The organism is Acinetobacter sp. BIGb0102, assembly GCF_003815055.1.
GTDB lineage: Bacteria > Pseudomonadota > Gammaproteobacteria > Pseudomonadales > Moraxellaceae > Acinetobacter > Acinetobacter vivianii.
In genome coordinates this window covers 119,436-142,473 of record NZ_RKQE01000002.1, presented here as the reverse complement: position 1 = coordinate 142,473, position 23,038 = coordinate 119,436, and the positions used below count along the sequence as shown (strand labels likewise).

The window sequence follows — 23,038 nt, the reverse complement described above, 5'->3', positions numbered from 1 at the left end:
AAGGTGTATGTTTTACCACTGACGACGACGTTTAGTGTAAACATAACTTGCAATAAAGAAACCGAGAATAACACCGACAGCAATTGTCATTGCGCCGTATAAAAACATTTGTGCACTACGTTCGCTTTGTAACACCTGAACCTGAACCGTCAAATTATCATTTTTTAACTGTAATTCCTGATTCTGCGCGAGCGCTTCAAGATTGGCATGTTCGAGTTGCTTTAAACGGCTAGCCTGATCCTGAATCATGGCTTTTACTTTTGCATCTTGCTGTTGTTTGGCTTTAACAATCTGTTCTGCTGTAAGCGGTTTAGCAGCAGTGGCGACGGTATTGGCTGGCGTCGTTGTGGTGGTTTTTGCTTGTGTCGCTGGAGCAACTGCTGTTGGGGCAGCAGTTGGTGTTGCAGGTTCTACCGCCCATGCAGTAGAACTGAGTAAACTTAAAACGAAAAAGCTTTTGACTGCAATGTGCATGATTTACCCTTTTGGAAAAGCTTTGTTGAAAGGTCTAACTTCAATATCTGAGTAGATCCCTTCTTTTAAAAATGGCTCTTCCTGAATCCACGCATCCAGTGCTTCGCGACTATCAAATTCAACAATCATGGTACTGCCAAAAAAGCCTGCCTGTGGATCATTGGGATCTTTAGGATGCGCGCCTGCAGCAATTAAACGGCCTTCATCATCTAACTTTTGTAGTCGTTCAATATGTTGCGGACGGGTGGCTAAACGTTTTTCCAGAGTACCTTCGCGATCAGTACAGGTCAGCACAAAATATGGCATGGCAGTAGCTCGATGATTTAAAATCTATTCAGTGGTTTTGAAATGTTTTCGTAAGAAAAATAGTATAGCAGCAAGGTAACTGATAGAAACGATAATATCGCCAAAAGCAGTGAATTCGCCCCAATATTTTCCTTGCATATAGACAAAACCAAAGAAGAAATGCAAAGCAGCAAGCAAAAAGAATTGACCACACCAAGCCCAGTTCAATTTGATCCAGCCTCTTGGACTGAGTTCTAACAGTGAACCTAATAATTTCTGGATAATCGGCATGCGTTCTTTATTAAATAAAGGTGTCACTAAAAAGCCGAGACCAATCCCGATATTGATAATAATGGCCTTCATTTTGATATAGGTGACATCGCTAAAAATCAGCGTAATTCCACCAAAAATAACCGACATGACCACGATAAACCACTGCATTTTTTCCAGTTTAAATTTCTGGAAAAAGAACAGGCAACCATAGACGACAAGTGTCGAGATCAGCAGGGCACAGGTCGCAACAAGGATATGGTTCTGGTCGGTATTTCCTGCGCTGCCCACCAACTGCAACAAAGGATGGTGACTATCTTTAGGATCGGTGGTTTTATAAAAATAAAAGAAGATAATAATCGGAAGATAGTCGAGCAACGCTTTCATGTTACAGTACGATGATGAAATAGGTCAGATAGCATAATACAAACCATGTTCGGTGTCGATTTACATACACATACTCTCATTTCCGACGGTACGTTCTCACCTGAGCAGCTGGTGCAGGCTGCTGTTGATTTAAAAATACAGATACTGGCTGTGACTGATCATGACACTATGGATGGACTGGAGCGGGCACAGAATTATGCACAAGAACATGATATTCAAATTATTTCTGGTGTAGAAGTTTCTAGCCAGTGGTCGAGACCGAATACAAAAAAAAGCTATGGCGTGCATATCGTGGCTTTAAATATGCAAGATGAAGCACCCATCAAGGCGATGCTGGAAAATCAGAAGAAGATCCGTGCGGAACGGGCAAAAGTGATTTGTCAGTTACTGGAAAAATGTATCAATTTTGATATTTACCCTGATGTCGTTGCCAAAGTTGATGGTTATGCAGATCGGGTCACCCGAACCCATATTGCCAAGACTTTAGTTGAAAAAGAGATTGTCAGTCGTCCGCAGCAGGCATTTGATCGTTTCCTGAAAGAGGGCAAGAAAGCCTTTGTCAAATTTGAAGGCGTGGGACTGAAAGAAACCATCGAGATTATTCATGCCAGTGGCGGTTTGGCTGTTCTGGCTCATCCTACACGTTATGATTTATCAGCAACCAATATTCGTTACCTGATCGAACTGTTCGCTGAATCTGGGGGGGACGCCGTTGAGTTACCGCCCAGTATAGAACCTGCTTCAACCCGACAAATGGTCGATCGGATGATTCAGCAATTTGATCTGGCAGTTTCGATTGGCAGCGATTTTCATGGGGACAATATGCCGTGGATCAAACTGGGGCAAACGCCACGGGTCAATGAAGGCCAGAGCGGAATTTGGGAACGTTTTAGATAAACGGATCTATGAAAAAATTAGAACTTTACCTGATTATTTTCTTTTTCCTGATGCTTTTGCTGTTATGGGGCATTCAATGGATGTTTCATGGTTTTGCGGGACTTTGAAGAAACTCAATTTTCAGACCGCCAGTGATCATGATGCAGGAAGTAATCTGATAAATAATCTAAAAAGCATTGCACTTTAGGCGGTAGTAATTCTCGATGTGGAAAGACCGCATAAATTGCAGTGGCCTCGACTGGATAATCTGGCAAGATCTGTACCAGTTTGCCTGTGTCTAAATCTTCTGCAACATGCCAGAACGAATGATTGGAAATGCCTAAACCGTGTAAAGCAGCTTGTCGAACGGCTTCACCCGAATTGGTACTAAAGTAACCCTCTACCCGAATCTGTTCAGTTTCACCTGCTTTATTTAGAAAAGACCACTGGTTGGTGAGCCCATTGGCATGCTGTTGCAAAATACAGCGATGAGATTTGAGATCAGAGAAGCTTTCTGGAATCCCATATTGTTGCAGGTAGGTGGGTGAGGCGCACAATAACCGTGGATTGGGAGCTAATTTTCTGGCAATCAAACTAGAGCTTTTTAATTGTCCAATACGAATCGCAAGATCCATGCCTTGTTGAATTAAATCAATGTTTTGATCATTGAGATCGAGATGGATATGTAGCTCAGGATGTAATTTTGAGAACTCGGCAATTAGGGGCATTAAAACCTTGGTACCAAAGATGGCGGACGCGGTTATGCGTAATGTTCCCGAAAGCCTATGATCTTTGACTTTTAACGACTCGTGTAAATTGACAAAATCAGCCATCCAGCCGCGCCCACGCGTCAGTAGCGTGCGGCCTTCTTCTGTTAAGGTCAGCTTACGGGTGGTGCGATGAAATAAACGCAGTTGTAGCTGTTGTTCAAGACGTTGCAACTTCTGGCTGGCGACTGAAACCGAAATATTGGCATCCTGTGCGGCTTTGCTGATTGAGCCTAAGTCTGCCACCCGAATAAAAAATTGAAAATCTTCTGTATTCATTATCCATAAAACCAGAAAAGTATTTCCTGATTATCGTGGTTTTTTAAATAAACCCATAGCGCTATTTTGTCTCTAAGCAATTATGTATTGGAGAGAAAATCATGAAATATCATTTTCTAGGAAACTCGGGGTTAAAAGTCTCGGAATTGGGATTTGGTGCTGGCACTTTAGGCGGACAGGGACAAATTTTTTCTGCTTGGGGACAGGCCAGCCAAACGGAAGCCAACCAAATGATTCAGGCGGGTCTGGATGCGGGGATTAATTACTTTGATACCGCAGATGTTTATTCGGATGGAGAGTCTGAACGAATGCTCGGCAAGGCTTTAGCGGCGAAAAGACAGCAAGCGATTATTTCCACCAAAGTTGGTATTCGTAGCTCGGATCATTTGAACGCTGCGGGATTTAGTCGGGACTATTTACTCTCTGCTGTGGAGCAATCCCTGACACGATTGGGAACCGATTATATTGATGTGTTGCAATTGCACCAGTTTGATAGCTTTACCTCTTTGAATCAATTGATGAAAACATTGGATGAACTGGTCCGAAGCGGTAAAGTTCGTTATATCGGCGTATCTAATTTTGCGGGCTGGCAATTGATGAAAGCACAGGCCATTGCGGAGCAATATGGTTATGAAAAATTTGTGGTCAATCAGGTTTACTATTCTTTGATAGGGCGCGATTATGAGTGGGAGTTGATGCCTTTAAATGATGATCAACAGATGGGCGCGGTGGTGTGGAGTCCTTTGGGGTGGGGACGCTTAACAGGTAAGTTTGATCGGGAAAATCCAATTCCAGCCGAGAGCCGTTTGCACGATACAGCCCAGTTTGCGCCTCCAGTGAATGAGGAACATCTTTATCGGGTCATTGATGCCTTAAAACAGATTGCACAGGAAACAGGTTATTCCATTCCTCAAATTGCGCTGAACTGGTTGTTACAACGTCCGACGGTTGCAAGTGTCTTGATTGGTGCCCGTAATCAAACGCAACTACAAGAAAATTTAAAAGCAAAAGATATTCAGCTGTCGGCTGAACAAATCATGCAGTTGAATCAGGCCAGTGCGGTTTATCCGCCGTATCCTTATTATCCCTATTGGAATGGACAATTTACAGAACGCTTTAAAGCACTGGTGACATCACAGTTTATTTGATGGATGAATCATTTCCCTCATGATGTTTGCTGAGGGAAATGGCAATTACAACAGGTTGTGATCTTGAGCCTGAATCGGTGGCGGTGTTGGGCGACCTAAAGTTCCCAGTAATTCGATTTCAATTGAACGCACCATGGCATCTAGTGGCAGATCGTTACTTTGTGTGCCAAACGGTTCTTCAATTTCAGTACTGAGTGCATCTAAACCGAGAAAGGTATAGGCCAGAATCCCAACCAGTAATGGGGTAGCCAGACCCAATAAAGAACCTAGGCTGAAAGGCAACATAAAGCAAAAGAAGTACACGGTACGATTCAGCAAAACCGAATAGGCAAATGGAATCGGTGTATTGGCAATACGGTCACAACCGGTTTGCATTTCACTTAAAGCTGCCACGTGACGGTTCATCTGGGTATAAATAATATCCGAGATTTCACCTTCTTTCATGGCTTGCAACAGTTCCCATTGAATCAGGCTTAGAGTGTATTGTGGGGCATTGTGCTGTTGGTAAAGCTGGGTCAAAGCTTGCTGACTTAAGCCACTGGTTTCAGTGAGTTCGGTTGGATTCGCTGTTTGATGACGTAAGCGGTCACGTAGGACATTGGCAAAGATAATCACATTCTGAACGATACGTTCTCGACGTGCTTGTGTAAGAACACGACAGTCACGGTCAAAATGTCGAGCCGTGGCGATCAAAACGCCCCAGAGTTTACGGGCTTCCCACCAGCGGTCATAACAGGCGGTATTCTTGAATCCAAGAAAAATAGACAGTACGACACCAATAAGCGTGAAGCCAACTAGTGGAATTTCAGGGAAGCGATAAAGGCCCACATATTCAACACCACCAATAATGGCAGAGATGAGCATTACGAAGCCGAGAGAAGGTAAAATTTTGGGTAAAATCGTCCCACGCCATGAGAATAAAACTTTAAAAATACTCGGCTGGTCACGGACAATCATGTTATATGAATCATTAATTTTATGTGTTGATGTTCATGCCAGATTCATGCTTTGTCAAGACCAGATTGCTTGATTTTAGTAGGGTTGAGTAGTTGTTGTTCAGAAAATGAAAAATGTCCTTCGGGTGAAATAATAAAGTGATCGATCAGCTGTATTTCCAGTAGTTTACAGGCCTGTTTCAGTTGCTGGGTCAGATAAATATCTTCTGTTGACGGTTGGGCAATGCCATAGGGATGATTATGCGCAACTACGATCTGGCAGGCTTGCTGTTGTAATGCATAACGTAAGGTCTGGTTGAGGGAAACACTACAGGAATGATGCGAGCCGAAAAATAGTTTTTTAAAGTGCAATTTCCGTAGTTCTGCATCCAGACACAGCACCGCAAAGACTTCCTGTTTTTCGCCTAGCAACTCATAACGTAAATAGTCGAGTACGAGAGTAGACGTGTCCAGACATAGTCGTTGCTGATGAAAATGATTGTTGAGGTAGCGCCGTCCCAGTTCTTTTACTGCCATGAGCTGAGCGTATTTGGTCGAAGCAATGCCGTTAAATTGTGACAAGTCCTCAAGATTGGCATCAAAGATCAAATTAAGTCCGCCAAAATGTTGAATCAAAATACGGGCAAGTTCGACGGCAGAATGCTGTTTTGAGCCGGAACGGAGAAAAATTGCCAGCAATTCCGCATCAGATAGACTTTGGGGACCTTGTGATAATAAGCGTTCCCGAGGGCGTTCTTGCTCGGGCCATGTTTTGATGGATTGATTCACCTGTTTATTCCCCATTGATTTTATTGCCTTTATTATTTTTATAAGCAAAAATAAATCGTCACATTTTCTCTTAACTGTTTAGGATCCCAATGATATTTTCTGTCGTTTGATCCATTGAAATCTTTATCGTCCCACTTGGGTATGAACTTATTTAATGCTATTGTGAGCGCCACTGCAACAGTAAGGTATCCTGTTTGTGAGCTTCGATCTAAGTGTTATTCCCCATAAAAACATTATATTAGCGGTTACAGGTGGTATTGCTGCCTATAAAAGTGCCATCTTGGTACGCCGTTTAAAAGACTTTGGTTTTGATGTCCGCGTGGTCATGACACATGGCGCACAAGCATTTATTACCCCTTTAACTTTTCAGGCATTGTCTGGAAATCCTGTACATACCGAATTGCTTGATCCTGAAGCGGAAGCGGGAATGGGGCATATCGAATTGGCGCGTTGGGCCGATCTGGTTTTAGTTGCACCTGCCAGTTGTGACACGATTGCAAAATTTGCCAATGGCTTGGCGGATGATTTGCTCAGTACCTTATATTTGGCAACCAAAGCCCCTGTCTGGGTTGCACCTGCGATGAATCAGCAAATGTGGGCGGCGAAAGCGACGCAACGTAATTTGCAAACGCTGGTAGAGGATGGCGTCCATGTAATTATGCCTGACGCAGGTGAGCAGGCTTGTGGTGATGTTGGTCTAGGGCGGATGCCTGAACCTGAGGACTTGGCTCGTCAAGTTGCGGCCTATTTCCATAAGGCACAACGCGCGCTTGCTGAAAAGTTTGGTTTATTGGCGGGCAAGCGAGTCACGATTACCGCTGGCCCAACGCGTGAAGCGATTGATCCAGTCCGTTATATTTCTAACCACAGTACGGGCAAAATGGGCTTTGCTTTGGCAGCAGCATGTTATGCCGCAGGTGCGAAAGTTACGCTGGTGGCTGGGCCTGTCAGTCTGGATACACCGAATGGTGTGCAACGTATTAATGTCAGCTCTGCCATGCAAATGCTCGATGTCAGCATGAATCAGCTGAAAGAAGGCTGTGACATCTTTATTGCAACGGCAGCAGTGGCAGATTATCGCGTGGCACAAGTGGCTGAGCATAAGATTAAAAAAGCAGGTGATGAACTTGCGGTGGCATTAGTGAAAAACCCAGATATTGTGGCAACGATTGCGCAGCAGGAAGAGCGTCCGTTTATGGTTGGCTTTGCCGCTGAAACCCAAAACGTTGAAGAATACGCCGCAGGAAAATTGGTGGCGAAGAAACTGGATATGATTGCGTGTAATGATGTATCACGTCCAGATATCGGTTTCGCTTCAGATCAAAATGCCATGACCGTGTTCTTTGCCCAGTCTTATCATATGAAAAAACGTGAACTGGAAAAAGCGTCGAAACAAGAGATTTCACAGCAACTGGTTGAGTCAATTGCGGATGCTTTACGCCGTCGTTTATAAACGTTAAACGTGATCTTTTTTATCAAAATGCAACGATTTCGTTGCATTTTTTATGTATGCTAAATCAGCAATTTTCTTTGTATGCTAAATCAGCAATTTTCTTTGTATGCTGGCTCCAGAATACAAGGTGTCTTGCCGTTGGAAATAAAGCATAGCCACAGTTTTTGATAGGATATCCTGATGATTAAAAAAACTTTAGCCACCGTTGTCATGTTGTCTGCTTTAGCATTGAGCCATAATGCGAGTGCAGCAGGTTTAGAAGATGATATGAAAACGCTAGGCAAGAATTACAAAGCGTTTAACCAAGCTGATAACTCGCAGGTTGCCACTGTTGCGTTAAATAATATGCGTACAGCTGCGGTACATTCAAAACAATATCATCTGGCTGCCAATACACAGGATAAAGTACCTGCTTCACCAGCGCTATTTGACCAAATTGTTGGGGAAATTGATAAAGCCAAATTACTGGTACAGGCTGGTAAACTGGATGAAGCAAAAAAGCAGGGCAAAAAGATCGCTGAGTTGCGTGATCAGGGGCATAAATATTATACCCATTAAGAGATGGATGATCGGTTTGCAAAGCTGAAGCTGCACTCCAGAGAGGGTGCAGTTTTTTTATTGGTATCCAAGAAAATCATCCCGCAACATAAACTGAGCATGATTCAGATTTTCATAAAAATTTAAAGTTGCTACAGTGAAGTCATGAAGGATGAGAGGTGATGGATATGTTCTCACAGCAACGGAATTATGACCGGATTGCACAGGCAATTGCTTATATCCAGCAGAATTTTCAGCAGCAACCCCAACTGGATGAGGTGGCAGCGCATATACATTTAAGTCCTGCCCATTTTCAGCGTTTATTTACGGATTGGGTTGGCACCAGTCCTAAAAAGTTTTTACAGTATATTAGTGTCGAATATGCCAAACAGATTTTGAAGCAAGAGCAGGGCAGTATTTTTGATGCCACCTTTGCAACAGGACTGTCCAGTACCAGCCGCTTGCATGATTTATTTATTCAGATTGAAGGCATGACCCCAGCTGAATATAAGCATGGTGGGCAGAGTCTGACGATTCATTATCAGTTTGCAGATACCTTATTCGGTGAAGTGCTGATTGCATCTACGCATAAAGGAATTTGTGCATTAAGTTTTGTCGATGATCGGGCAGAAGCTTTCGCCCAGTTAAATGCGCAATTTCCTCAAGCCATGTTTATTGAACAAGTAGATAATTTTCAACAGAGTGCCTTGGCTTTATTTCAGAAAGACCCGCAGCAACTGGCTGAGATTAAACTGCATTTGAAAGGCACCGAATTTCAGCTCAAGGTGTGGCAAAGTCTGCTAAAAATTCCGATGGGACAACTTGCGACCTATGGTGAACTTGCCAGAGCCATTGAGCATCCCAAAGCGGCGCGCGCGGTAGGCACCGCGATTGGTAGTAACCCTGTGGCATTTTTGATTCCCTGTCATCGGGTGATTCAGTCGAGTGGCCTGTTTGGTGGTTATGAATGGGGCAGCGTACGGAAAACAGCGATCATCGGTTGGGAAGGTGTGCAAAGCCATGCCGCAATCTGAACAAGATCAACTCCAGACGGTGATTGATCAGATCCAGTCAGCCGATTGGGACGGAATCACAGAGCAGATGCATCAGCAGGGTTTTGCCCTGATCAGGCAGGTGCTTTCGCCACAACAATGTGAACAATTACAGCAATTGTATCCACAAGATGCACTTTATCGTAAAACTGTCGAAATGCAGCGTTATCGCTTTGGTCTGGGTGAATATAAATACTTTAATTATCCATTGCCAAATTTGATTGAGCAGATGCGCCATGAGATCTACCCACGTTTGGCGCCGATTGCCAATGCATGGTTTCGGGTTCTAAAGATAGAGCGAACATTTCCACCCTCACATCCCGAATTTTTACAACAATGCCAACAGCATGGTCAAATGCTGGCAACGCCATTGATCCTGAAATATGGGCCGGGTGGATTTAATACCTTGCATCAGGATTTATATGGAGAAGTTTATTTTCCATTGCAATTGGTGATTGTACTGAGCCAGCCAAACAGCGATTTTAGTGGAGGGGAATTTGTCTTAACCCAACAAAATCCACGGGCACAGTCCAAGGCGGTCGTTATACAGCCGCAGCAAGGCGATTTACTGATTTTCACCACACAATTTAAGCCAGAAAAAGGCAGTCAGGGCTATTATCGGGTCAATATCAAGCATGGCGTCAGTCCGATCCTGCAAGGTGAGCGTTATAGCCTCGGTATTATTTTCCATGATGCTGTGAGTTAGGCTGATGTGGCGACATCGTGAATTAGAATCGGTCGAACTACACCAGAAGCTGAAACAGCACGAGATTCTGTTTGCAGGCAATGCTCAGCTTAAAATCTACGGCAGATTGACCTGTGGCTCTGGTAAGCGCATGCTAAAACGTAATCGGGTATTTTTTGTCGATGAGCAGGAGGCAATTGCACAAGGTTATCGGCCTTGTGGACATTGTATGAAGCAGGCCTATAAGAAGTGGAAAGATGCAACTATTTGATATTGAAGCTGATCCAGAACAGAATCATTTGCCTTATGACGGCACGGTACAGTACTACGGCAAAATCGTGCATGGCGCTGCCGCAGATCATTATTTTGAGCAGTTGATGCAGACGATTGCCTGGGAAAATGATCAGGCATTGATTTTTGGCAAGCTGTTAACCACTAAACGTAAAGTGGCCTGGTATGGCGATCGGCGCTTTGAATATACCTATTCCAATATGAATAAATATGCCTTGCCGTGGACAACGGAGTTGCTGGAGTTAAAACAATTAACCGAGCGGTTGACAGGAGAGACTTTTAATTCCTGTTTGCTTAATCTTTATCATAGTGGCGATGAAGGGATGGCATGGCATAGTGATGCTGAAACGGATCTGAAAAAGGATGGTGCAATTGCTTCTTTAAGCTTTGGCGCAGAACGGAAATTTGCATTTAAACATAAACAAAGCAAAGAAAAAGTAGAACTGTATTTAGAGCATGGCAGTTTGTTGGTCATGAAAGATACCACGCAAACTTACTGGTTACACCGCTTGCCGCCCACCAAAAAAGTCAATGCAGCACGGATTAATCTGACTTTTAGAACTATTGTGGAATAACTCGCTCCTCGCTTAGACATAGTGATAAAGTTCCACATCAGAAAATGTGCTATTAAATGCTTCAATGAGTTGTTTAATCTGTTCGGCCTGATCTGGCACCAGCATCCAGTAAGGATTTTCATTCGAGATCAGTAATAGCGCTAAATCATGCTGTTTCGCAACCGCATAAAGATGGTCAAATAAAATCGAGTAGATATGTTCTGCAAAATCAATTTCGTTTTGCTCATCGCGTGTCGCATCGGCATATTCAGAAAAAAGTTGTTCGACTTCACTTTCAATACGATTATTCAGCTGCTCAATATCGATTTGGGTTTGTTGCAGTTGATAACACTGGTCAGAGCCATTGTCATAATATTCTTTTAATTCTACATACTGGATGTTTGAGTGCAGGGTATTGGCCCAATTGATAAATTGATGAAACTCGTGTGGATGAAGGGGATATGGAACTTGTGTCAGCTCAGGAAAGACCTGTTGGCAAAGTGGATAGAGCGCTGTGGTCATGTCTTATTCTCGTTTTATTCATCGCATGCTTCTTATTATTATAAAAAAACCACAGCAAGTGCTGTGGTTTTTTTGATTCATTCACAAAAGTCTTATGCTTGACCTTGTGCATCAGCATCCGCTTGAAGGCGTTGCATGTTTGCTTCGAATTCAGCATCGAAGTTAATCGGTGTAAGTAACAATTGAGGGAAGCTACCCTTTGTTACTAGATCATTGACTGCTTCACGCAAGAACGGAAACAGGATATTTGGGCAGTATGCGCCTAAGATGTATGGAAGACGATCTTCTTCTACACCATCAACCAAGAAGATACCTGATTGAGTGACATCAACGATGAACGCAGTTTCATTTTCGTTGTTCGCTTGAACCACAACTTTCAAAGACACTTCATAGTGTGTTGGATCAATTTTTTCTGCAGCAGAAGATAAATTGATGTTGAGTTCTGGTTGCCATTGTTTAGTAAATACTTGTGCACCAGGAACTTCAAAAGAGATGTCTTTGGTATAAATACGTTCTAACGCGAGTTGTGGTTGAACTTGTTCTTCGCTCATTGTTTTTCCTTAAATCTCGGATGTGTTGTTAAGCTAATAATTGGTCGAGTTTACCTTCACGCTCTAAAGCATAAAGTTGATCAAAACCACCGATAAACTGATCTTTAATAAAAATTTGTGGAACTGTACGGTGATTGGTACGTTGCATCAATTCAATACGAACTTCTGGCGCTTCATTGGAAAGATTAATTTCTTTAAAAGCAACACCTTTACGCTCAAGTAATTGTTTTGCACGCACACAGTACGGGCAAGAAAGGGTTGAATAGATGGTGACGTTTGGCGTTGTCATGTTATCTCTCCTTAAGCTTTGGTTTTGCTTTTAACTAAAGGTAAGCCTTGCGCTTTCCAGTTGCTAATACCACCGTCTAGACGGTAGCTGTCAGCATGACCTACTTTTTGTAGTGCTGAGCCTGCAACTTGCCCTAAGTTACAAATGAAGACCAATGGACGATCACTTGCTTTTAATTCATCAACATGACTGGTGATCTGGCTATATGGAATGTTACGGCTACCGCTAATGTGACCATCACGGAAATCTTTTCCATCACGTAAGTCGATCAAGATGGCATTTTTTGCCTTGACCAAGATACCGAGTGATTGTGGTGAAATTTTACGACCATTGCGTTGTCCTTCTAAAATAAAGAACAACACGATTAACACGCCGAGCGTACCAAATAAGAAGGGGTGATTCCCCATAAACTCTAACCAGCGTTCCACAAGTCACCTAAAAATTAAAATACAAAATTGATCCTGAGTATAACTTATCTCTATGGTGATCAAAAATGTTAGTTCAAGGGGCAAAGTCCAACAAAATTAACTTTTTTGCTGTGCTTCCTGAATTTCATCCATTAAACGGAGATAGCTGTCCAAACGTCTTGGCAAAATTTCACCAGCCTCAACCGCTTGTTTCAGTGCGCAATTTTTCTCATGGGTATGAGTGCAATTACGGAACTGGCAAAGTCCTAGATGTGTTTCTATCTCGGGAAAACCAGTACGTACCTTTTCCAGACTGAGATGCCATAGACCGAATTCACGGATTCCCGGAGAATCAATGAGCGCACCGTTTGTTCCAAATTTGATCAATCTGGTCGATGTCGTGGTGTGTTGCCCGAGTGCCGAGTTTTCTGAAATCACATTGGTCTTCTGTGCTGCATCTGGAACGATGGTATTAATCAGCGAGCTTTTGCCCACACCAGACTGTCCAACGAAAGCGACAGTTTCATTGTCCAAACGTGCTGACAGTTCAGAGAGATCGCCACGCGAATGGCAAATTAGAGTTTCATAGCCCAATGCTTCATATTCACTGAGCAGGGTCAGAATCGGATCATTTTCAGTCAGCAAGTCGGATTTATTCAACACCAACAGTGCTGGAATATTGGCATCGGCACAGGCCACCAGATAGCGGTCGATCAATGTCGGTGCAGGCTCTGGTAATGGCGCAAACACGATGACGATGAGACTGATATTGGCTGCGACTGGCTTAACCTTGTGATAGCGGTCGGGGCGAGTCAAGAGCGATTGTCTTGGATAAATCGCGGTGATAATGCCTAGGCCAGTAATTGGATCGGCTTGCCATTTCACCCGATCGCCTGTGACCAGTAATTCTAGGTTGGTACGGGTATGGCAACGCCAGATACTATCCAATTCAATCGGTTTCCAGAATGGTTCTGGTTCACCATCGGCCACTTGTGGTTTCTCAGGATGCTGTTCAGGCACAGACAAGGCTTGTACTTCGAGTTGACGACCATAATGCTGAACAACCAGTCCATCTAAATCTTGTGACGTGTCAATGTCGTCTTGACGCGATTTATGCTGTTTCTCAATACGACGCTGCTGTTGTTCGGTTAAACGACGCTTACGAATTAAAGCCATTCATATCCCAAAAAATCCACACTTTGAAGACCGCAAAAATAGCATGAAGCCGCTATAGAATTACAGCCAAGATGTAATTAATTTGCTACTATTGATGTTTTTAAGCACTTTAGAATTGCCATCCATGAGCAGCACCCCTGATACACGATTAATTTGGATCGATCTGGAAATGACCGGACTTGATACCGATAATGACAAGATCATTGAAATTGCAACAATTATTACAGATGATCATTTAAATATCTTGGCTGAAGGGCCTGTTTTAGCGGTACATCAATCTGATTTGATTCTAAATGCAATGGATGAGTGGAATACCAAGCAACATGGTCAGTCTGGTCTGATCGAGCGTGTTCGCCGTAGTAAACTGACTGCACAAGATGCAGAACAGCAAACTCTCGAATTTTTGAAAAAATGGGTCAATCCAAAATCTTCTCCGATGTGCGGTAACTCAATTTGCCAAGACCGCCGTTTCTTGCATCGTTTGATGCCTGAACTGGAACAATTCTTCCATTATCGTAATCTGGATGTGTCTTCTGTAAAAGAGTTAGCTAAACGCTGGAGACCAGAAATTATGAGCGGTTTAAAGAAAAATGCATCGCATTTGGCAATGGATGACATCCGTGATTCGATTGCAGAATTAAAATACTATCGTGAGTACTTTTTTATCATGAATAACGATAAGTAATCGTTTTCTGAGTCATACATAAAAGGAGCTTCGGCTCCTTTTTTAATGCGCTAAAAATAGTTGGGATTGATCAAAAAATCGCTTAAACTCGGATTTTAATTGCAAACTATAAAAAAGAGAGCGTACATGCAAAGTACTAACCCTATTTTAACACGGGTAGAAACCTATCAAGATTTGGCTGAGCCAATGACCATTCAGGGTGCGATTCAAAAATCTGTACTTTTAACGGTGATTGCTGCTGTTTTAGGCATGGCCTTATTTTTCTACTGTGCGATGACAGCGAATCTGTCGATTGCTTATGCTGCAACGATTATTGGTGCAGTCGGTGGTCTTATTCTTGCACTCATTACCACATTTAAATCGAATACCGCACCAGCTTTGGCCATTCCTTATGCCTTATTTGAAGGGGCTTTTTTAGGCGGCGTATCATTTATTTTCCAGTTGAAATATCCAGGTGTTCCATTACAGGCATTATTGGCAACATTCGTGACCACTTTAGTGCTATTTGCTTTATATAAATTTCAGATCATTCGTGCCACTGAAAAATTTAAGGCAATTGTCATTTCTGCTTCCATCGCAATTGCACTGGTATTTGTGGTGCAGATTATTTTGCGTTTAGCTTTTGGTTCGAGCATCCCTTATATCTTTGAAAGTAACTGGTTGGGTATCGGCTTTGCTGCTTTTGTGGCTGTGATTGCCTCATTAAACCTGATTCTGGACTTTGATCTGATCGAAAATGCCGCTGCTCAACGTGCTCCAAAAGCATTTGAATGGATCTGTGCCATTGCCTTATTGGCAACTTTGGTGTGGATGTATTACTCATTCCTGCGTTTATTGAGTCTGCTTCGTGGCGATGATTAAGTTCTGATTCAATTAAAAATACAAATCGTCTTCCTGTGAAGGCGATTTTTTTATGCAAGATTGTAAAAAAGGTGGATTATGCAATTCCGCAAGCGCTGGAATCTTGGCATCATGTGGTGAAAATTTTTCGAGTGAGAATAAGATGTCACAAGGACTTTTAGCTGGTAAACGTTTTTTAATTGCCGGTATTGCAAGTAAATTATCAATTGCTTACGGTATTGCCGCAGCGTTACACCGTGAAGGTGCAGAGCTCGCGTTTACTTATCCAAATGAAAAGCTGAAAAAACGTGTTGATGACTTTGCAGCACAGTTTGGTTCAACTTTGGTTTTCCCTTGTGATGTTGCTGTTGATCAAGAAATTGACAATGCCTTTGTCGAGTTGGCAAAACACTGGGATGGTCTGGATGGTGTTGTGCATTCAATCGGTTTTGCGCCAGCGCATACGCTTGATGGTGACTTTACTGACGTAACCGATCGTGACGGTTTTAAAATTGCACATGACATTAGTGCATATAGCTTTATCGCGATGGCTCGTGCGGCTAAACCATTATTACAAGCGCGCCAAGGTTGTTTGTTGACTTTGACTTATCAAGGTTCTGAGCGTGTGATGCCGAATTATAACGTAATGGGTATGGCGAAAGCATCGTTAGAAGCAGGCGTTCGTTATTTAGCATCAAGCTTGGGCGTAGACGGTATTCGTGTGAATGCGATTTCTGCTGGCCCAATCCGTACTTTGGCTGCATCAGGCATCAAGTCTTTCCGTAAGATGTTAGACGCCAATGAAAAAATTGCGCCACTAAAACGTAATGTGACGATTGAAGAAGTGGGCAATGCAGCATTGTTCCTTTGCTCGCCGTGGGCTTCGGGTATTACAGGTGAAATCATGTATGTTGATGGTGGCTTTAATACTGTTGGTATGAGCCAGTCGATGATGGATGATGAATAATTAGATTGCTCTAAATTATTAAATAAAGCCGCTTTTATAGCGGCTTTATTTTTTAGAAAATAGAGTTTGAGATTTTAAAATTAGATCAATTTTTAGTCATTGGTTATCATGTTTTTATACTGCTATGCCATTATTCAGGATCTTTAGCAAATAAATATGCATTTGATGTTTTGGCGTAACTTATTATTTCAAATACATTTGCCTCAGCTATACACTTCTGCTCAGGTAGGAAGAATACGCAAGAAAGCTTTTGTGCAATAGTAACGATTTTTTCAATATCTAAAACAAAATTGCCACGCATATCTATTCGGAACTGAATGTTTTCTAATTCACCTTCTGCATACCATATTTGAGCATCAGTTTTTTGTTCATAACCAAAACTAATTAAGTCTTCATGCCATGATTTAGATAAGGTGTAATATTTTATAATTTCATGTTTTGCATCATTTGTTTTTATGTCTTTCCAAGTAAAAGAGACATCATAATTACCTTCTTCATCATAAAATTTAGTTATCTCTTTTGCATGTATATCAAACCAGTATTTAGGGATCAAACAAACTGTAAATTGCCATGTTGCCATAGGGTTTTCTCTTATCCAATTTTTGAGCTAACGCTAAGCGTGTCAAATTTCACTTAAATATATTGTTTTTATAAGTATTTATAACGAAAGTACTTTTCTTACATTTTGGGAGTCAATTTCTTTCCAGAGAGATACAGTTTTACCGCTAGAAGTAGTCTCAACAAGTAATTCAATTTTGTAATCTGTATTGTATTTTCTTTTTTTAAATAGCCCATGCAAGTAGGTAGAAAAATCTTCGGCTAATTCCAATGAATCAAGGTAAACACTTTTCCTGCATAATCGTCCATTTGGTGAAACACCTACAATGATTATTGAGTTTTCATCATGTTCCCAGTGATATGAGCGAAGATTTTTCGGTAAAAACTTGTTTTTTATATAAACACGTAAGGTCGCATACTCTACCGTATTTCGATTCGGAAAATCCCCTAATTTTCTAAGCATTTTATTTTACTTCCTAAGTATATGGCTAAATTTATACGACGTATAACCAATTAGATTTTCTATCTTATTTTGACTTATCTTAATCAGCATATGAAACAGTGGTGTCTGCGTCAAGATACAACTTATACGGAAGATCACCTCATAAGTTCTAATGTGATATTCAAGTTAGCTATGAATCAAATTAATAACAATAAGGAATCATTTGTCATCCCATCCTTTATATGCTAATTAATGCTGGTTTTTTGTTTAATCTAAAATTCTCAAGAGAATGACGATAAACATATTATTTTTAGCTTTCGGGGTAGGTTAAAACGTGAAGAAAATAGCTGTTGTTTTGGGATTAGTCACTCTTCTTTCACTTCAAGGTTGTGCCGCAGTGATGGCAAGTAACCAACCGCATAAAAAGAATATGACGGTTTTAGAGGTCGGGAAACATCGAAATTATGTGATTTCTGAATTGGGTGCACCCGTCACTTCAGAAACCGTAAATGGCGAACGCAAAGAGATTTATACCTTCCAGCAAGGCTACTCAAAAGCAGCCAGAATCAGCCGTACGCTATGGCACACGACTGCGGATATTGCCACCATTGGTCTATGGGAAGTGATTGGCTCACCAACCGAGATGTATTTCAATGGTCAGCAACTTTCGTATGAAGTTGTTTTTGATGATCAGGATAAGATTAAACGTATTCAACAGATCCAGAATAATCCAGATCTGGTGAAAGAATAAGCGTGCCAAACAATAGCGCTAGGGCTATTGTTTCGGTAGTTCTTTTACAGGGCTTCCGCCAAGTGCCTGCATCAAGGTGACATACGCATTGTATTGATTTTGCTTGGTTTCAACCAAGCTGAGTCGGGCATTACGTGTAGTTTCCTGTGCATCCAGTAAATTTTTTAAGGCAATTGCACCATTGCGATAACGCACTTCGGTTAAGCGTTCAGTTTTATCTGCCAGCTCGACATTACGTTGTTGCAATTGAACCTGTTGATTTAGTTGAGTGCGATTGGATAAGGCATTTTCCACATCGGCAAAGGCCTGATACAGTGTTTGACGATATTGAGTGATGGCTTTTTCATACTCAAGATCACTGATCGCAATATCTTTCTTCATATCATTATATTGCAGGAAAGGTAGGCTTAAGCTCGCACCCAAGGTTAGAGCAGGGTTCTTCAATAACTGAGTTAATGATGTACTTGTAGAGCCGAGACTTCCCGTCAGGTTAATCGACGGATAATAGCTGGCTTTAGTCGCATCTTTAGTGGCTAAGGTTTTACGTAAGCGTAATTCCGAAGCCTGCAAATCTGGACGGCGCGATAAAATATCAGCAGGTAAGCCTGTAGCGATACTTGGCAAAGCATTGCGCGGTAATTGTGCAGGTTCCTTGATATTCAATTGCTGCACTGGCTCATGCAGTAAAACGGCAAGGGCAGTACGGGTTTCAACACGTTGCTGTTCAATCTGACTTAAACTGGCTTTCTGGCTTTGTACCGATTGCTCTGCTTGAGTGAGATCGAGACCAGAAACGGCACCCGCCTTGTATTGCGACTGCACTAGAGAATAGGTTTTTTGGGTTGAGGCCAAATTTTGCTGAATAGTTTGATAGCGCTCATTCAGATAACCCAGCTGCCAATACAGTTTCGCCGTTGTGCCAACCAGACTTTGTGCAGTGGCTTGCAAGTCTTGTTCACTTGCTAAAGCTTCCCAACGGCTGGCTTCTGTTTGGCTGGCAAGCTTGCCAAATAGATCCAGTTCATAGCTGACGCCAACTTTAGTGGATAAATCACGGTTAGAACTATCACCAGAACGTAAATCGTACATATAACCAGTGGAAACCGTAGAGCTGGTACGCAAGCCTTGTTTATTTTCAGTCAAATCCGCTTGTAAGCGGGCTTGTTTCAGGGTGATGCCTGCGACGCTTAAATCACTATTTTTTGCCAGTACCTGATCGACTAGTTGATTCAACTGGGCATCATTAAACAGGGTCCACCATTGATCGGTCAGATTCACATTTCTATTTTTTTGTGCATCATACTGGAACTGTTGTGGTACTTGGACCGATGGTGCGTTATAGGGTGTTTTGACGACTGCAGAACAGCCTGCTAATGATGTGCTGAGACAAAGTGCAAGTGCGATTTTATGTTGTTTGAATAACATTGATCGTCATTCCTTTAATAATTTGAAAAAAGCATGATTATCGAGCTGGTGTCTTATCGAGCTTTCATCCTATTTCAGGGTAGGCCTTCGGCTCGACCTACTTTTTAAGGAAAAGTAGGCAAAACCTGAGTTGCAGTTATAGCAACGTAAGATCCGCATGCCACATTCACAGCATAGCTGTTCATCTTTCGCTCAGACAAAGCATAGCTTTGTTTATCTTCGCTCAGGTTGCGGATGACATTCCTGAGTATCTTATTTCTGAGATCAATTTTTGCTGGTTATTCTCTCGCTAAAGCAGCAACTGGGTCGAGTTGTGCCGCATTTCTTGCTGGTAAGAAGCCAAATACAATACCAATCAGACTTGAGCAGACAAAAGCTGCCACAATCGAGGTGGTTGAATAACTCATTTCAATCACACCTTTGGCGAAGTGACCAATAATTTGCCCAATCCCTAAAGACAGCAGCACGCCCAGCACACCACCCAATAAACAGACCAGAATGGCCTCGATCAGGAATTGCTGCAAAATATCACTTTGACGAGCGCCCACTGCCATACGCACCCCAATTTCCTGAGTACGTTCGGTCACAGAAACCAGCATAATATTCATTACCCCAATTCCCCCAACCACGAGCGAAATCACGGCAATTGCAGAAATTAGCAAGGTCATGGTGGCTGTAGTCTGTTGAATGGTTTCACGAATACTGTCAGAGTTCTGGGTAAATACATCCTGTGCGCCGTGACGCTGTTCCAGTAAGGTCAGAATCGCATTTTCAGCAGCACTACTTGGATATTCGTCTTTTATACGCACAATGATGCTGCGAACATTGGACTGACCCAACATACGGCTCATCACGGTTGAGTAGGGCAGATAAACATTCAGGCTGTCAGAATTTCCCATAAAGCCTTGCTGTGCATCAATCACACCAATAATACGGCTTGGTACACTGCCTAATAACAGCACCTGACCGACAGGATTGGTACCATCAGCAAAGAAGGTCTTTTCTGTGTTGGTATCAATCACTACATCTTGGGCACGTTGTGTCACGCTGGCCTTATCAAAAGGCTGGCCTGACTTAAAGGTCATACCACGCACATAGAAGAAATCCGAGCTGACGCCATTTACAGTCGCTGCAGCTTCAGTATCTTTATAACGCAGCGTCAGACTGGTATTGGCTGAAGGACTGACCCCATCCACATAAGGCTGTTCTGCCAATGCTTCGGCATCAGCAGGGATCAGCGTTTTTGCTTGTGAGGTACGTGAGTTATCACCAAAACCACGCCCTTGATAAACGGTAATGGTGTTGGTGCCCAGACTACTGATATTTTCCAGAATCTGCTTTTGTGAACCATTCCCCAGCGCCACGACCGAGACCACTGAGGCGATCCCGATAATGATTCCGAGCATGGTCAGGAAGGTTCGCATTCGATGCGCATTCATCGCTAGCAAGGCCATACGGAATGCTTCACCAAGGCGATCAAAGAAAGAACGCCAAGCGGAGGTTTTTTTCTGTGGAGTCCGTTGCAGCGTTTGATGTTCTAAATCGTTATCTTCATTTTCAGGCACATTGGCACGGTCTGAAATAATATTACCGTCACTGATTTCGATAATACGGGTCGCATTTTTCGCAACATTCAGATCGTGTGTGACCAGAATAATGGTATGACCTTTAGCATTCAGCTCACGCAAAATGCGCATCACTTCAATGCCACTATTCTTATCTAGTGCACCTGTCGGTTCATCGGCAAGGATGACATCACCACCGTTCATTAAGGCACGGGCGATGGATACACGTTGTTGCTGACCACCTGAAAGCTGGCTTGGGCGATGATGTAAACGTTCTTCCAGTCCGAGTTCTGATAATAATTTAGCAGAACGTTCCTGACGCAGATGACTGTCGACACCCGCATAAATCGCAGGGACTTCAACGTTACCTGAGGCACTTAAATCGCCAAGTAAATGATAGCGCTGGAAAATAAAACCAAAATATTCACGGCGTAATTGCGCTAGTTCATCAGGCTCTAGCTGACGTGTTTCACGACCATTGACCTGATAGCTACCCGCAGTAGGTTTGTCCAGACAACCCAGAATATTCATCAGGGTCGACTTACCTGAACCAGACTGCCCGACGATCGCAACCAGTTCACCTGCATAAATCTTGAGGTCGATTCCTTTCAGGATCTGGACAGTACCTTCACCCGCAGGAAACTCACGGGTGAGGTTGCTGACCTCAAGCAATGGCTGTGATGAATGTGTTTGATGTTGAGTCATATTACATTCTCATTGCACGTTGGTTGCTACGTTTTGCAGCTTCATTTGAGCTGTCAGAGGCATCGGCAATCACCACTTGATCACCTTGTTTCAAGCCTTTAAGTACTTGTGCAGTAACACGGTTGTTTAAACCAATTAATACAGGTTGTGGTTGTGCTGAACCATCAGCCTGTAAGACACGTACCATACCTGTAGAGGCTTTACCTTGTGCAACAAGCGCTTTTTCTTCTTCACTCAGTTCTAGGCGTTTTGGACGTTGCGCTTTGTCACTATCCGTTTTTTTCGCTTGTTCTGCTGATCGATTACCTTGACCGCCCTTAGCACTACGATTACCACGTTGAGTCTGGATTGCTGCTGCTGGAATGGTTAATGCATTTTTGGCATCAGCAAGTACGATGTAAACCTGTGCCGTCATATCAATACGAAGTTTGCCATCTTCATTCGGGACATCAAATAATGCGTTGTAGTACACCGCTGCATTCGACGTCGATGAACTGTTACTGCTGGTGGTTTCAGTATTGATCGAGTTTGGCGCTGGTTCAACCTGACGCAATTTCGCGTAATGTTTCTTGTCACTATTGCCTAAAGTGGTGAAATAAACGGTTTGGCCTTTTTCAACCTTCATGACATCGGCTTCAGAAATCTGTGCCTTGATGGTCATGGTATCAAGCTTTGCCAGTTTCACAATGGTTGGTGCTGTTTGATTGGCGTTTACAGTCTGGCCTTCTTCGGTCACGATTGCCACGATGGTACCGTCCATTGGCGCAACAATACGGGTGTAGCCTAAGTCTTCTTTAGCTGTTGCAAGCGTTAAGCGAGATTGTTCAATCTGTGCGTTGATCGATGCAATTTGAGCTTGCGCGGTTTTAAAGTTTGCCAAAGCTGCTTCCAGTTCAGCACGAGAGGTTGCATCTTGGCTGTACATGGCTTGCTGACGCTTATATTCTGCTTCTACTTTGGCCAGATTGGCTTGCTGTACTGCCAATTGCGCCTGTTGGTTTTTAATATTGGCATCGGCCGTTTTCTTTTCGTTTTCCTGACGAATCGAATCAATCTGTGCAATCAGTTGACCTTGTTTAACCTGGTCACCCAACTGAACATACATCTTTTTCACCTGACCTGATACCTGCGCACCCACACTCACCATTTTGGTGGCTTCCAGTACACCTGTTGCCAATACCGAGTCTTCAATATCTCCGCGAGAAACTTCAGCACTGATATATTGCGGTGCTTGGGCTTTAGGCTTAAAGAACATCCATCCGAGCGCTGCGATGATAAGCACACCGAGAGCAATCATGATGAGTTTGCGAGGTTGGATTTTTTTAGTGGTTGTTTTTGGCATGGCAGCAGGTCAAAAGTGAGAAACTGAACGT

The 23,038-nt window shown here is 42.8% G+C and carries 28 protein-coding genes; 12 read left to right on the top strand and 16 right to left on the bottom strand.

From position 1 onward, the window contains the following. Positions 1–12: 12 nt before the first annotated feature. Genes EC846_RS01415 through EC846_RS01405 form a run of 3 tightly spaced genes read right to left on the bottom strand, consistent with a single transcriptional unit; the run spans position 13 to position 1,416 of the window. The gene (locus tag EC846_RS01415) at positions 13–474 is read right to left on the bottom strand and encodes a hypothetical protein (RefSeq protein WP_069577879.1); all 462 of its coding nucleotides are present in this window, start codon (positions 472–474) and stop codon (positions 13–15) included. 3 nt (positions 475–477) lie between these two features. Continuing rightward, positions 478–780 (bottom strand): YciI family protein, encoded by a 303-nt coding sequence (locus EC846_RS01410; RefSeq protein ID WP_004774435.1) that lies wholly within the window; start codon positions 778–780, stop codon positions 478–480. A gap of 24 nt (positions 781–804) precedes the next feature. Further along, positions 805–1,416 (bottom strand): septation protein IspZ, encoded by a 612-nt coding sequence (locus tag EC846_RS01405; RefSeq protein ID WP_004774436.1) that lies wholly within the window; start codon positions 1,414–1,416, stop codon positions 805–807. Positions 1,417–1,461: 45 nt separating this feature from the next. Between EC846_RS01405 and EC846_RS01400 the strand changes: the two genes are divergently transcribed. After that, positions 1,462–2,313, top strand: a complete 852-nt coding sequence (locus EC846_RS01400) for a PHP domain-containing protein (protein ID WP_123773854.1) — start codon at positions 1,462–1,464, stop codon at positions 2,311–2,313. 113 nt (positions 2,314–2,426) lie between these two features. On the opposite strand, the gene EC846_RS01395 is transcribed toward EC846_RS01400, so the two are convergent. Further along, a complete protein-coding gene (locus tag EC846_RS01395; RefSeq protein WP_123773853.1) occupies positions 2,427–3,338 on the bottom strand; it encodes a LysR family transcriptional regulator in 912 nt (303 codons plus the stop codon). A gap of 101 nt (positions 3,339–3,439) precedes the next feature. On the opposite strand from EC846_RS01395, the gene EC846_RS01390 reads away from it, so the two are divergent. Continuing rightward, positions 3,440–4,486, top strand: coding sequence for an aldo/keto reductase (locus EC846_RS01390; protein ID WP_123773852.1), 1,047 nt, complete (start codon positions 3,440–3,442; stop codon positions 4,484–4,486). 45 nt (positions 4,487–4,531) lie between these two features. Here the strand turns inward: EC846_RS01390 and EC846_RS01385 are convergent, their stop codons facing one another. Together EC846_RS01385 and radC are read right to left on the bottom strand one after the other, a co-directional pair. Next, positions 4,532–5,443, bottom strand: a complete 912-nt coding sequence (locus EC846_RS01385) for a bestrophin family protein (protein ID WP_004774445.1) — start codon at positions 5,441–5,443, stop codon at positions 4,532–4,534. A gap of 44 nt (positions 5,444–5,487) precedes the next feature. Then, a complete protein-coding gene (radC, locus tag EC846_RS01380; protein ID WP_005255245.1) occupies positions 5,488–6,225 on the bottom strand; it encodes a RadC family protein in 738 nt (245 codons plus the stop codon). A 181-nt stretch (positions 6,226–6,406) separates the two neighbouring features. Here radC and coaBC point away from each other — a divergent pair, with 181 nt between their 5' ends. The 6 genes from coaBC (at position 6,407) to EC846_RS01350 (ending at position 10,803) form a co-directional block, all read left to right on the top strand. Beyond that, entirely contained in the window at positions 6,407–7,663 is a 1,257-nt protein-coding gene (coaBC, locus tag EC846_RS01375; RefSeq protein WP_004774447.1) for a bifunctional phosphopantothenoylcysteine decarboxylase/phosphopantothenate--cysteine ligase CoaBC, read from the top strand. 180 nt (positions 7,664–7,843) lie between these two features. Beyond that, positions 7,844–8,221, top strand: coding sequence for a cytochrome b562 (locus EC846_RS01370; protein ID WP_123773851.1), 378 nt, complete (start codon positions 7,844–7,846; stop codon positions 8,219–8,221). 167 nt (positions 8,222–8,388) lie between these two features. Further along, on the top strand, positions 8,389–9,234 hold the full coding sequence (locus EC846_RS01365; RefSeq protein WP_123773861.1) for a methylated-DNA--[protein]-cysteine S-methyltransferase: 846 nt from the start codon (positions 8,389–8,391) through the stop codon (positions 9,232–9,234). After that, a complete protein-coding gene (locus EC846_RS01360) occupies positions 9,221–9,958 on the top strand; it encodes a 2OG-Fe(II) oxygenase (protein WP_123773850.1) in 738 nt (245 codons plus the stop codon). The genes EC846_RS01365 and EC846_RS01360 overlap by 14 nt, the downstream gene beginning before the upstream one ends. Positions 9,959–9,962: 4 nt before the next feature. Beyond that, a complete protein-coding gene (locus tag EC846_RS01355; protein WP_123773849.1) occupies positions 9,963–10,208 on the top strand; it encodes an Ada metal-binding domain-containing protein in 246 nt (81 codons plus the stop codon). After that, positions 10,195–10,803: an alpha-ketoglutarate-dependent dioxygenase AlkB family protein gene (locus EC846_RS01350; protein WP_123773848.1), complete on the top strand. Its 609-nt coding sequence runs from the start codon at positions 10,195–10,197 to the stop codon at positions 10,801–10,803. The genes EC846_RS01355 and EC846_RS01350 overlap by 14 nt, the downstream gene beginning before the upstream one ends. Positions 10,804–10,815: 12 nt before the next feature. Here EC846_RS01350 and EC846_RS01345 read toward each other — a convergent pair whose 3' ends face one another. From EC846_RS01345 to rsgA, 5 genes are all read right to left on the bottom strand, one after another. Beyond that, positions 10,816–11,304 (bottom strand): hypothetical protein, encoded by a 489-nt coding sequence (locus EC846_RS01345; RefSeq protein ID WP_123773847.1) that lies wholly within the window; start codon positions 11,302–11,304, stop codon positions 10,816–10,818. Positions 11,305–11,396: 92 nt separating this feature from the next. Further along, positions 11,397–11,855 carry a protein-export chaperone SecB gene (gene secB / locus EC846_RS01340; protein WP_004655889.1) on the bottom strand — a complete coding sequence of 153 codons (459 nt, stop codon included), beginning with the start codon at positions 11,853–11,855 and terminating at the stop codon, positions 11,397–11,399. 28 nt (positions 11,856–11,883) lie between these two features. Then, positions 11,884–12,144, bottom strand: a complete 261-nt coding sequence (grxC, locus tag EC846_RS01335; RefSeq protein ID WP_004774456.1) for a glutaredoxin 3 — start codon at positions 12,142–12,144, stop codon at positions 11,884–11,886. Between the two features lie 11 nt (positions 12,145–12,155). Beyond that, entirely contained in the window at positions 12,156–12,572 is a 417-nt protein-coding gene (locus tag EC846_RS01330; protein ID WP_004655885.1) for a rhodanese-like domain-containing protein, read from the bottom strand. 96 nt (positions 12,573–12,668) lie between these two features. Then, positions 12,669–13,727, bottom strand: coding sequence for a ribosome small subunit-dependent GTPase A (rsgA, locus tag EC846_RS01325; RefSeq protein ID WP_004774457.1), 1,059 nt, complete (start codon positions 13,725–13,727; stop codon positions 12,669–12,671). Between the two features lie 124 nt (positions 13,728–13,851). Here rsgA and orn point away from each other — a divergent pair, with 124 nt between their 5' ends. The 3 genes from orn (at position 13,852) to EC846_RS01310 (ending at position 16,219) form a co-directional block, all read left to right on the top strand. Continuing rightward, on the top strand, positions 13,852–14,412 hold the full coding sequence (orn, locus tag EC846_RS01320) for an oligoribonuclease (protein ID WP_032810933.1): 561 nt from the start codon (positions 13,852–13,854) through the stop codon (positions 14,410–14,412). A gap of 126 nt (positions 14,413–14,538) precedes the next feature. After that, on the top strand, positions 14,539–15,273 hold the full coding sequence (locus EC846_RS01315) for a Bax inhibitor-1/YccA family membrane protein (protein WP_005255233.1): 735 nt from the start codon (positions 14,539–14,541) through the stop codon (positions 15,271–15,273). A gap of 142 nt (positions 15,274–15,415) precedes the next feature. Further along, complete coding sequence (locus EC846_RS01310) at positions 15,416–16,219, top strand: enoyl-ACP reductase FabI (protein WP_032810936.1); 804 nt, start codon at positions 15,416–15,418, stop codon at positions 16,217–16,219. Between the two features lie 130 nt (positions 16,220–16,349). On the opposite strand, the gene EC846_RS01305 is transcribed toward EC846_RS01310, so the two are convergent. Further along, positions 16,350–16,799, bottom strand: a complete 450-nt coding sequence (locus EC846_RS01305) for a hypothetical protein (protein ID WP_123773846.1) — start codon at positions 16,797–16,799, stop codon at positions 16,350–16,352. Positions 16,800–16,877: 78 nt separating this feature from the next. Further along, positions 16,878–17,240 carry a hypothetical protein gene (locus EC846_RS01300; RefSeq protein ID WP_123773845.1) on the bottom strand — a complete coding sequence of 121 codons (363 nt, stop codon included), beginning with the start codon at positions 17,238–17,240 and terminating at the stop codon, positions 16,878–16,880. Positions 17,241–17,553: 313 nt separating this feature from the next. On the opposite strand from EC846_RS01300, the gene EC846_RS01295 reads away from it, so the two are divergent. Next, positions 17,554–17,970 (top strand): hypothetical protein, encoded by a 417-nt coding sequence (locus tag EC846_RS01295; protein ID WP_032877683.1) that lies wholly within the window; start codon positions 17,554–17,556, stop codon positions 17,968–17,970. A 24-nt stretch (positions 17,971–17,994) separates the two neighbouring features. Here EC846_RS01295 and EC846_RS01290 read toward each other — a convergent pair whose 3' ends face one another. From EC846_RS01290 to EC846_RS01280, 3 genes are all read right to left on the bottom strand, one after another. Next, the gene (locus tag EC846_RS01290) at positions 17,995–19,395 is read right to left on the bottom strand and encodes an efflux transporter outer membrane subunit (RefSeq protein ID WP_123773844.1); all 1,401 of its coding nucleotides are present in this window, start codon (positions 19,393–19,395) and stop codon (positions 17,995–17,997) included. A gap of 278 nt (positions 19,396–19,673) precedes the next feature. Then, positions 19,674–21,665 carry a MacB family efflux pump subunit gene (locus tag EC846_RS01285; protein WP_123773843.1) on the bottom strand — a complete coding sequence of 664 codons (1,992 nt, stop codon included), beginning with the start codon at positions 21,663–21,665 and terminating at the stop codon, positions 19,674–19,676. A 1-nt stretch (position 21,666) separates the two neighbouring features. After that, positions 21,667–23,007: a MacA family efflux pump subunit gene (locus tag EC846_RS01280; RefSeq protein ID WP_004774473.1), complete on the bottom strand. Its 1,341-nt coding sequence runs from the start codon at positions 23,005–23,007 to the stop codon at positions 21,667–21,669. Between the last annotated feature and the right edge of the window lie 31 nt (positions 23,008–23,038).

What these genes read in the sequence shown, in the direction of transcription:
- EC846_RS01415 (WP_069577879.1), bottom strand. Translation starts at nt 474, where the DNA reads ATGCACATTGCAGTCAAAAGCTTTTTCGTTTTAAGTTTACTCAGTTCT.
- EC846_RS01410 (WP_004774435.1), bottom strand. Translation starts at nt 780, where the DNA reads ATGCCATATTTTGTGCTGACCTGTACTGATCGCGAAGGTACTCTGGAA.
- EC846_RS01405 (WP_004774436.1), bottom strand. Translation starts at nt 1,416, where the DNA reads ATGAAAGCGTTGCTCGACTATCTTCCGATTATTATCTTCTTTTATTTT.
- EC846_RS01400 (WP_123773854.1), top strand. Translation starts at nt 1,462, where the DNA reads ATGTTCGGTGTCGATTTACATACACATACTCTCATTTCCGACGGTACG.
- EC846_RS01395 (WP_123773853.1), bottom strand. Translation starts at nt 3,338, where the DNA reads ATGAATACAGAAGATTTTCAATTTTTTATTCGGGTGGCAGACTTAGGC.
- EC846_RS01390 (WP_123773852.1), top strand. Translation starts at nt 3,440, where the DNA reads ATGAAATATCATTTTCTAGGAAACTCGGGGTTAAAAGTCTCGGAATTG.
- EC846_RS01385 (WP_004774445.1), bottom strand. Translation starts at nt 5,443, where the DNA reads ATGATTGTCCGTGACCAGCCGAGTATTTTTAAAGTTTTATTCTCATGG.
- radC (WP_005255245.1), bottom strand. Translation starts at nt 6,225, where the DNA reads ATGGGGAATAAACAGGTGAATCAATCCATCAAAACATGGCCCGAGCAA.
- EC846_RS01370 (WP_123773851.1), top strand. Translation starts at nt 7,844, where the DNA reads ATGATTAAAAAAACTTTAGCCACCGTTGTCATGTTGTCTGCTTTAGCA.
- EC846_RS01365 (WP_123773861.1), top strand. Translation starts at nt 8,389, where the DNA reads ATGTTCTCACAGCAACGGAATTATGACCGGATTGCACAGGCAATTGCT.
- EC846_RS01360 (WP_123773850.1), top strand. Translation starts at nt 9,221, where the DNA reads ATGCCGCAATCTGAACAAGATCAACTCCAGACGGTGATTGATCAGATC.
- EC846_RS01355 (WP_123773849.1), top strand. Translation starts at nt 9,963, where the DNA reads ATGTGGCGACATCGTGAATTAGAATCGGTCGAACTACACCAGAAGCTG.
- EC846_RS01350 (WP_123773848.1), top strand. Translation starts at nt 10,195, where the DNA reads ATGCAACTATTTGATATTGAAGCTGATCCAGAACAGAATCATTTGCCT.
- EC846_RS01345 (WP_123773847.1), bottom strand. Translation starts at nt 11,304, where the DNA reads ATGACCACAGCGCTCTATCCACTTTGCCAACAGGTCTTTCCTGAGCTG.
- secB (WP_004655889.1), bottom strand. Translation starts at nt 11,855, where the DNA reads ATGAGCGAAGAACAAGTTCAACCACAACTCGCGTTAGAACGTATTTAT.
- grxC (WP_004774456.1), bottom strand. Translation starts at nt 12,144, where the DNA reads ATGACAACGCCAAACGTCACCATCTATTCAACCCTTTCTTGCCCGTAC.
- rsgA (WP_004774457.1), bottom strand. Translation starts at nt 13,727, where the DNA reads ATGGCTTTAATTCGTAAGCGTCGTTTAACCGAACAACAGCAGCGTCGT.
- orn (WP_032810933.1), top strand. Translation starts at nt 13,852, where the DNA reads ATGAGCAGCACCCCTGATACACGATTAATTTGGATCGATCTGGAAATG.
- EC846_RS01315 (WP_005255233.1), top strand. Translation starts at nt 14,539, where the DNA reads ATGCAAAGTACTAACCCTATTTTAACACGGGTAGAAACCTATCAAGAT.
- EC846_RS01310 (WP_032810936.1), top strand. Translation starts at nt 15,416, where the DNA reads ATGTCACAAGGACTTTTAGCTGGTAAACGTTTTTTAATTGCCGGTATT.
- EC846_RS01305 (WP_123773846.1), bottom strand. Translation starts at nt 16,799, where the DNA reads ATGGCAACATGGCAATTTACAGTTTGTTTGATCCCTAAATACTGGTTT.
- EC846_RS01300 (WP_123773845.1), bottom strand. Translation starts at nt 17,240, where the DNA reads ATGCTTAGAAAATTAGGGGATTTTCCGAATCGAAATACGGTAGAGTAT.
- EC846_RS01290 (WP_123773844.1), bottom strand. Translation starts at nt 19,395, where the DNA reads ATGTTATTCAAACAACATAAAATCGCACTTGCACTTTGTCTCAGCACA.
- EC846_RS01285 (WP_123773843.1), bottom strand. Translation starts at nt 21,665, where the DNA reads ATGACTCAACATCAAACACATTCATCACAGCCATTGCTTGAGGTCAGC.
- EC846_RS01280 (WP_004774473.1), bottom strand. Translation starts at nt 23,007, where the DNA reads ATGCCAAAAACAACCACTAAAAAAATCCAACCTCGCAAACTCATCATG.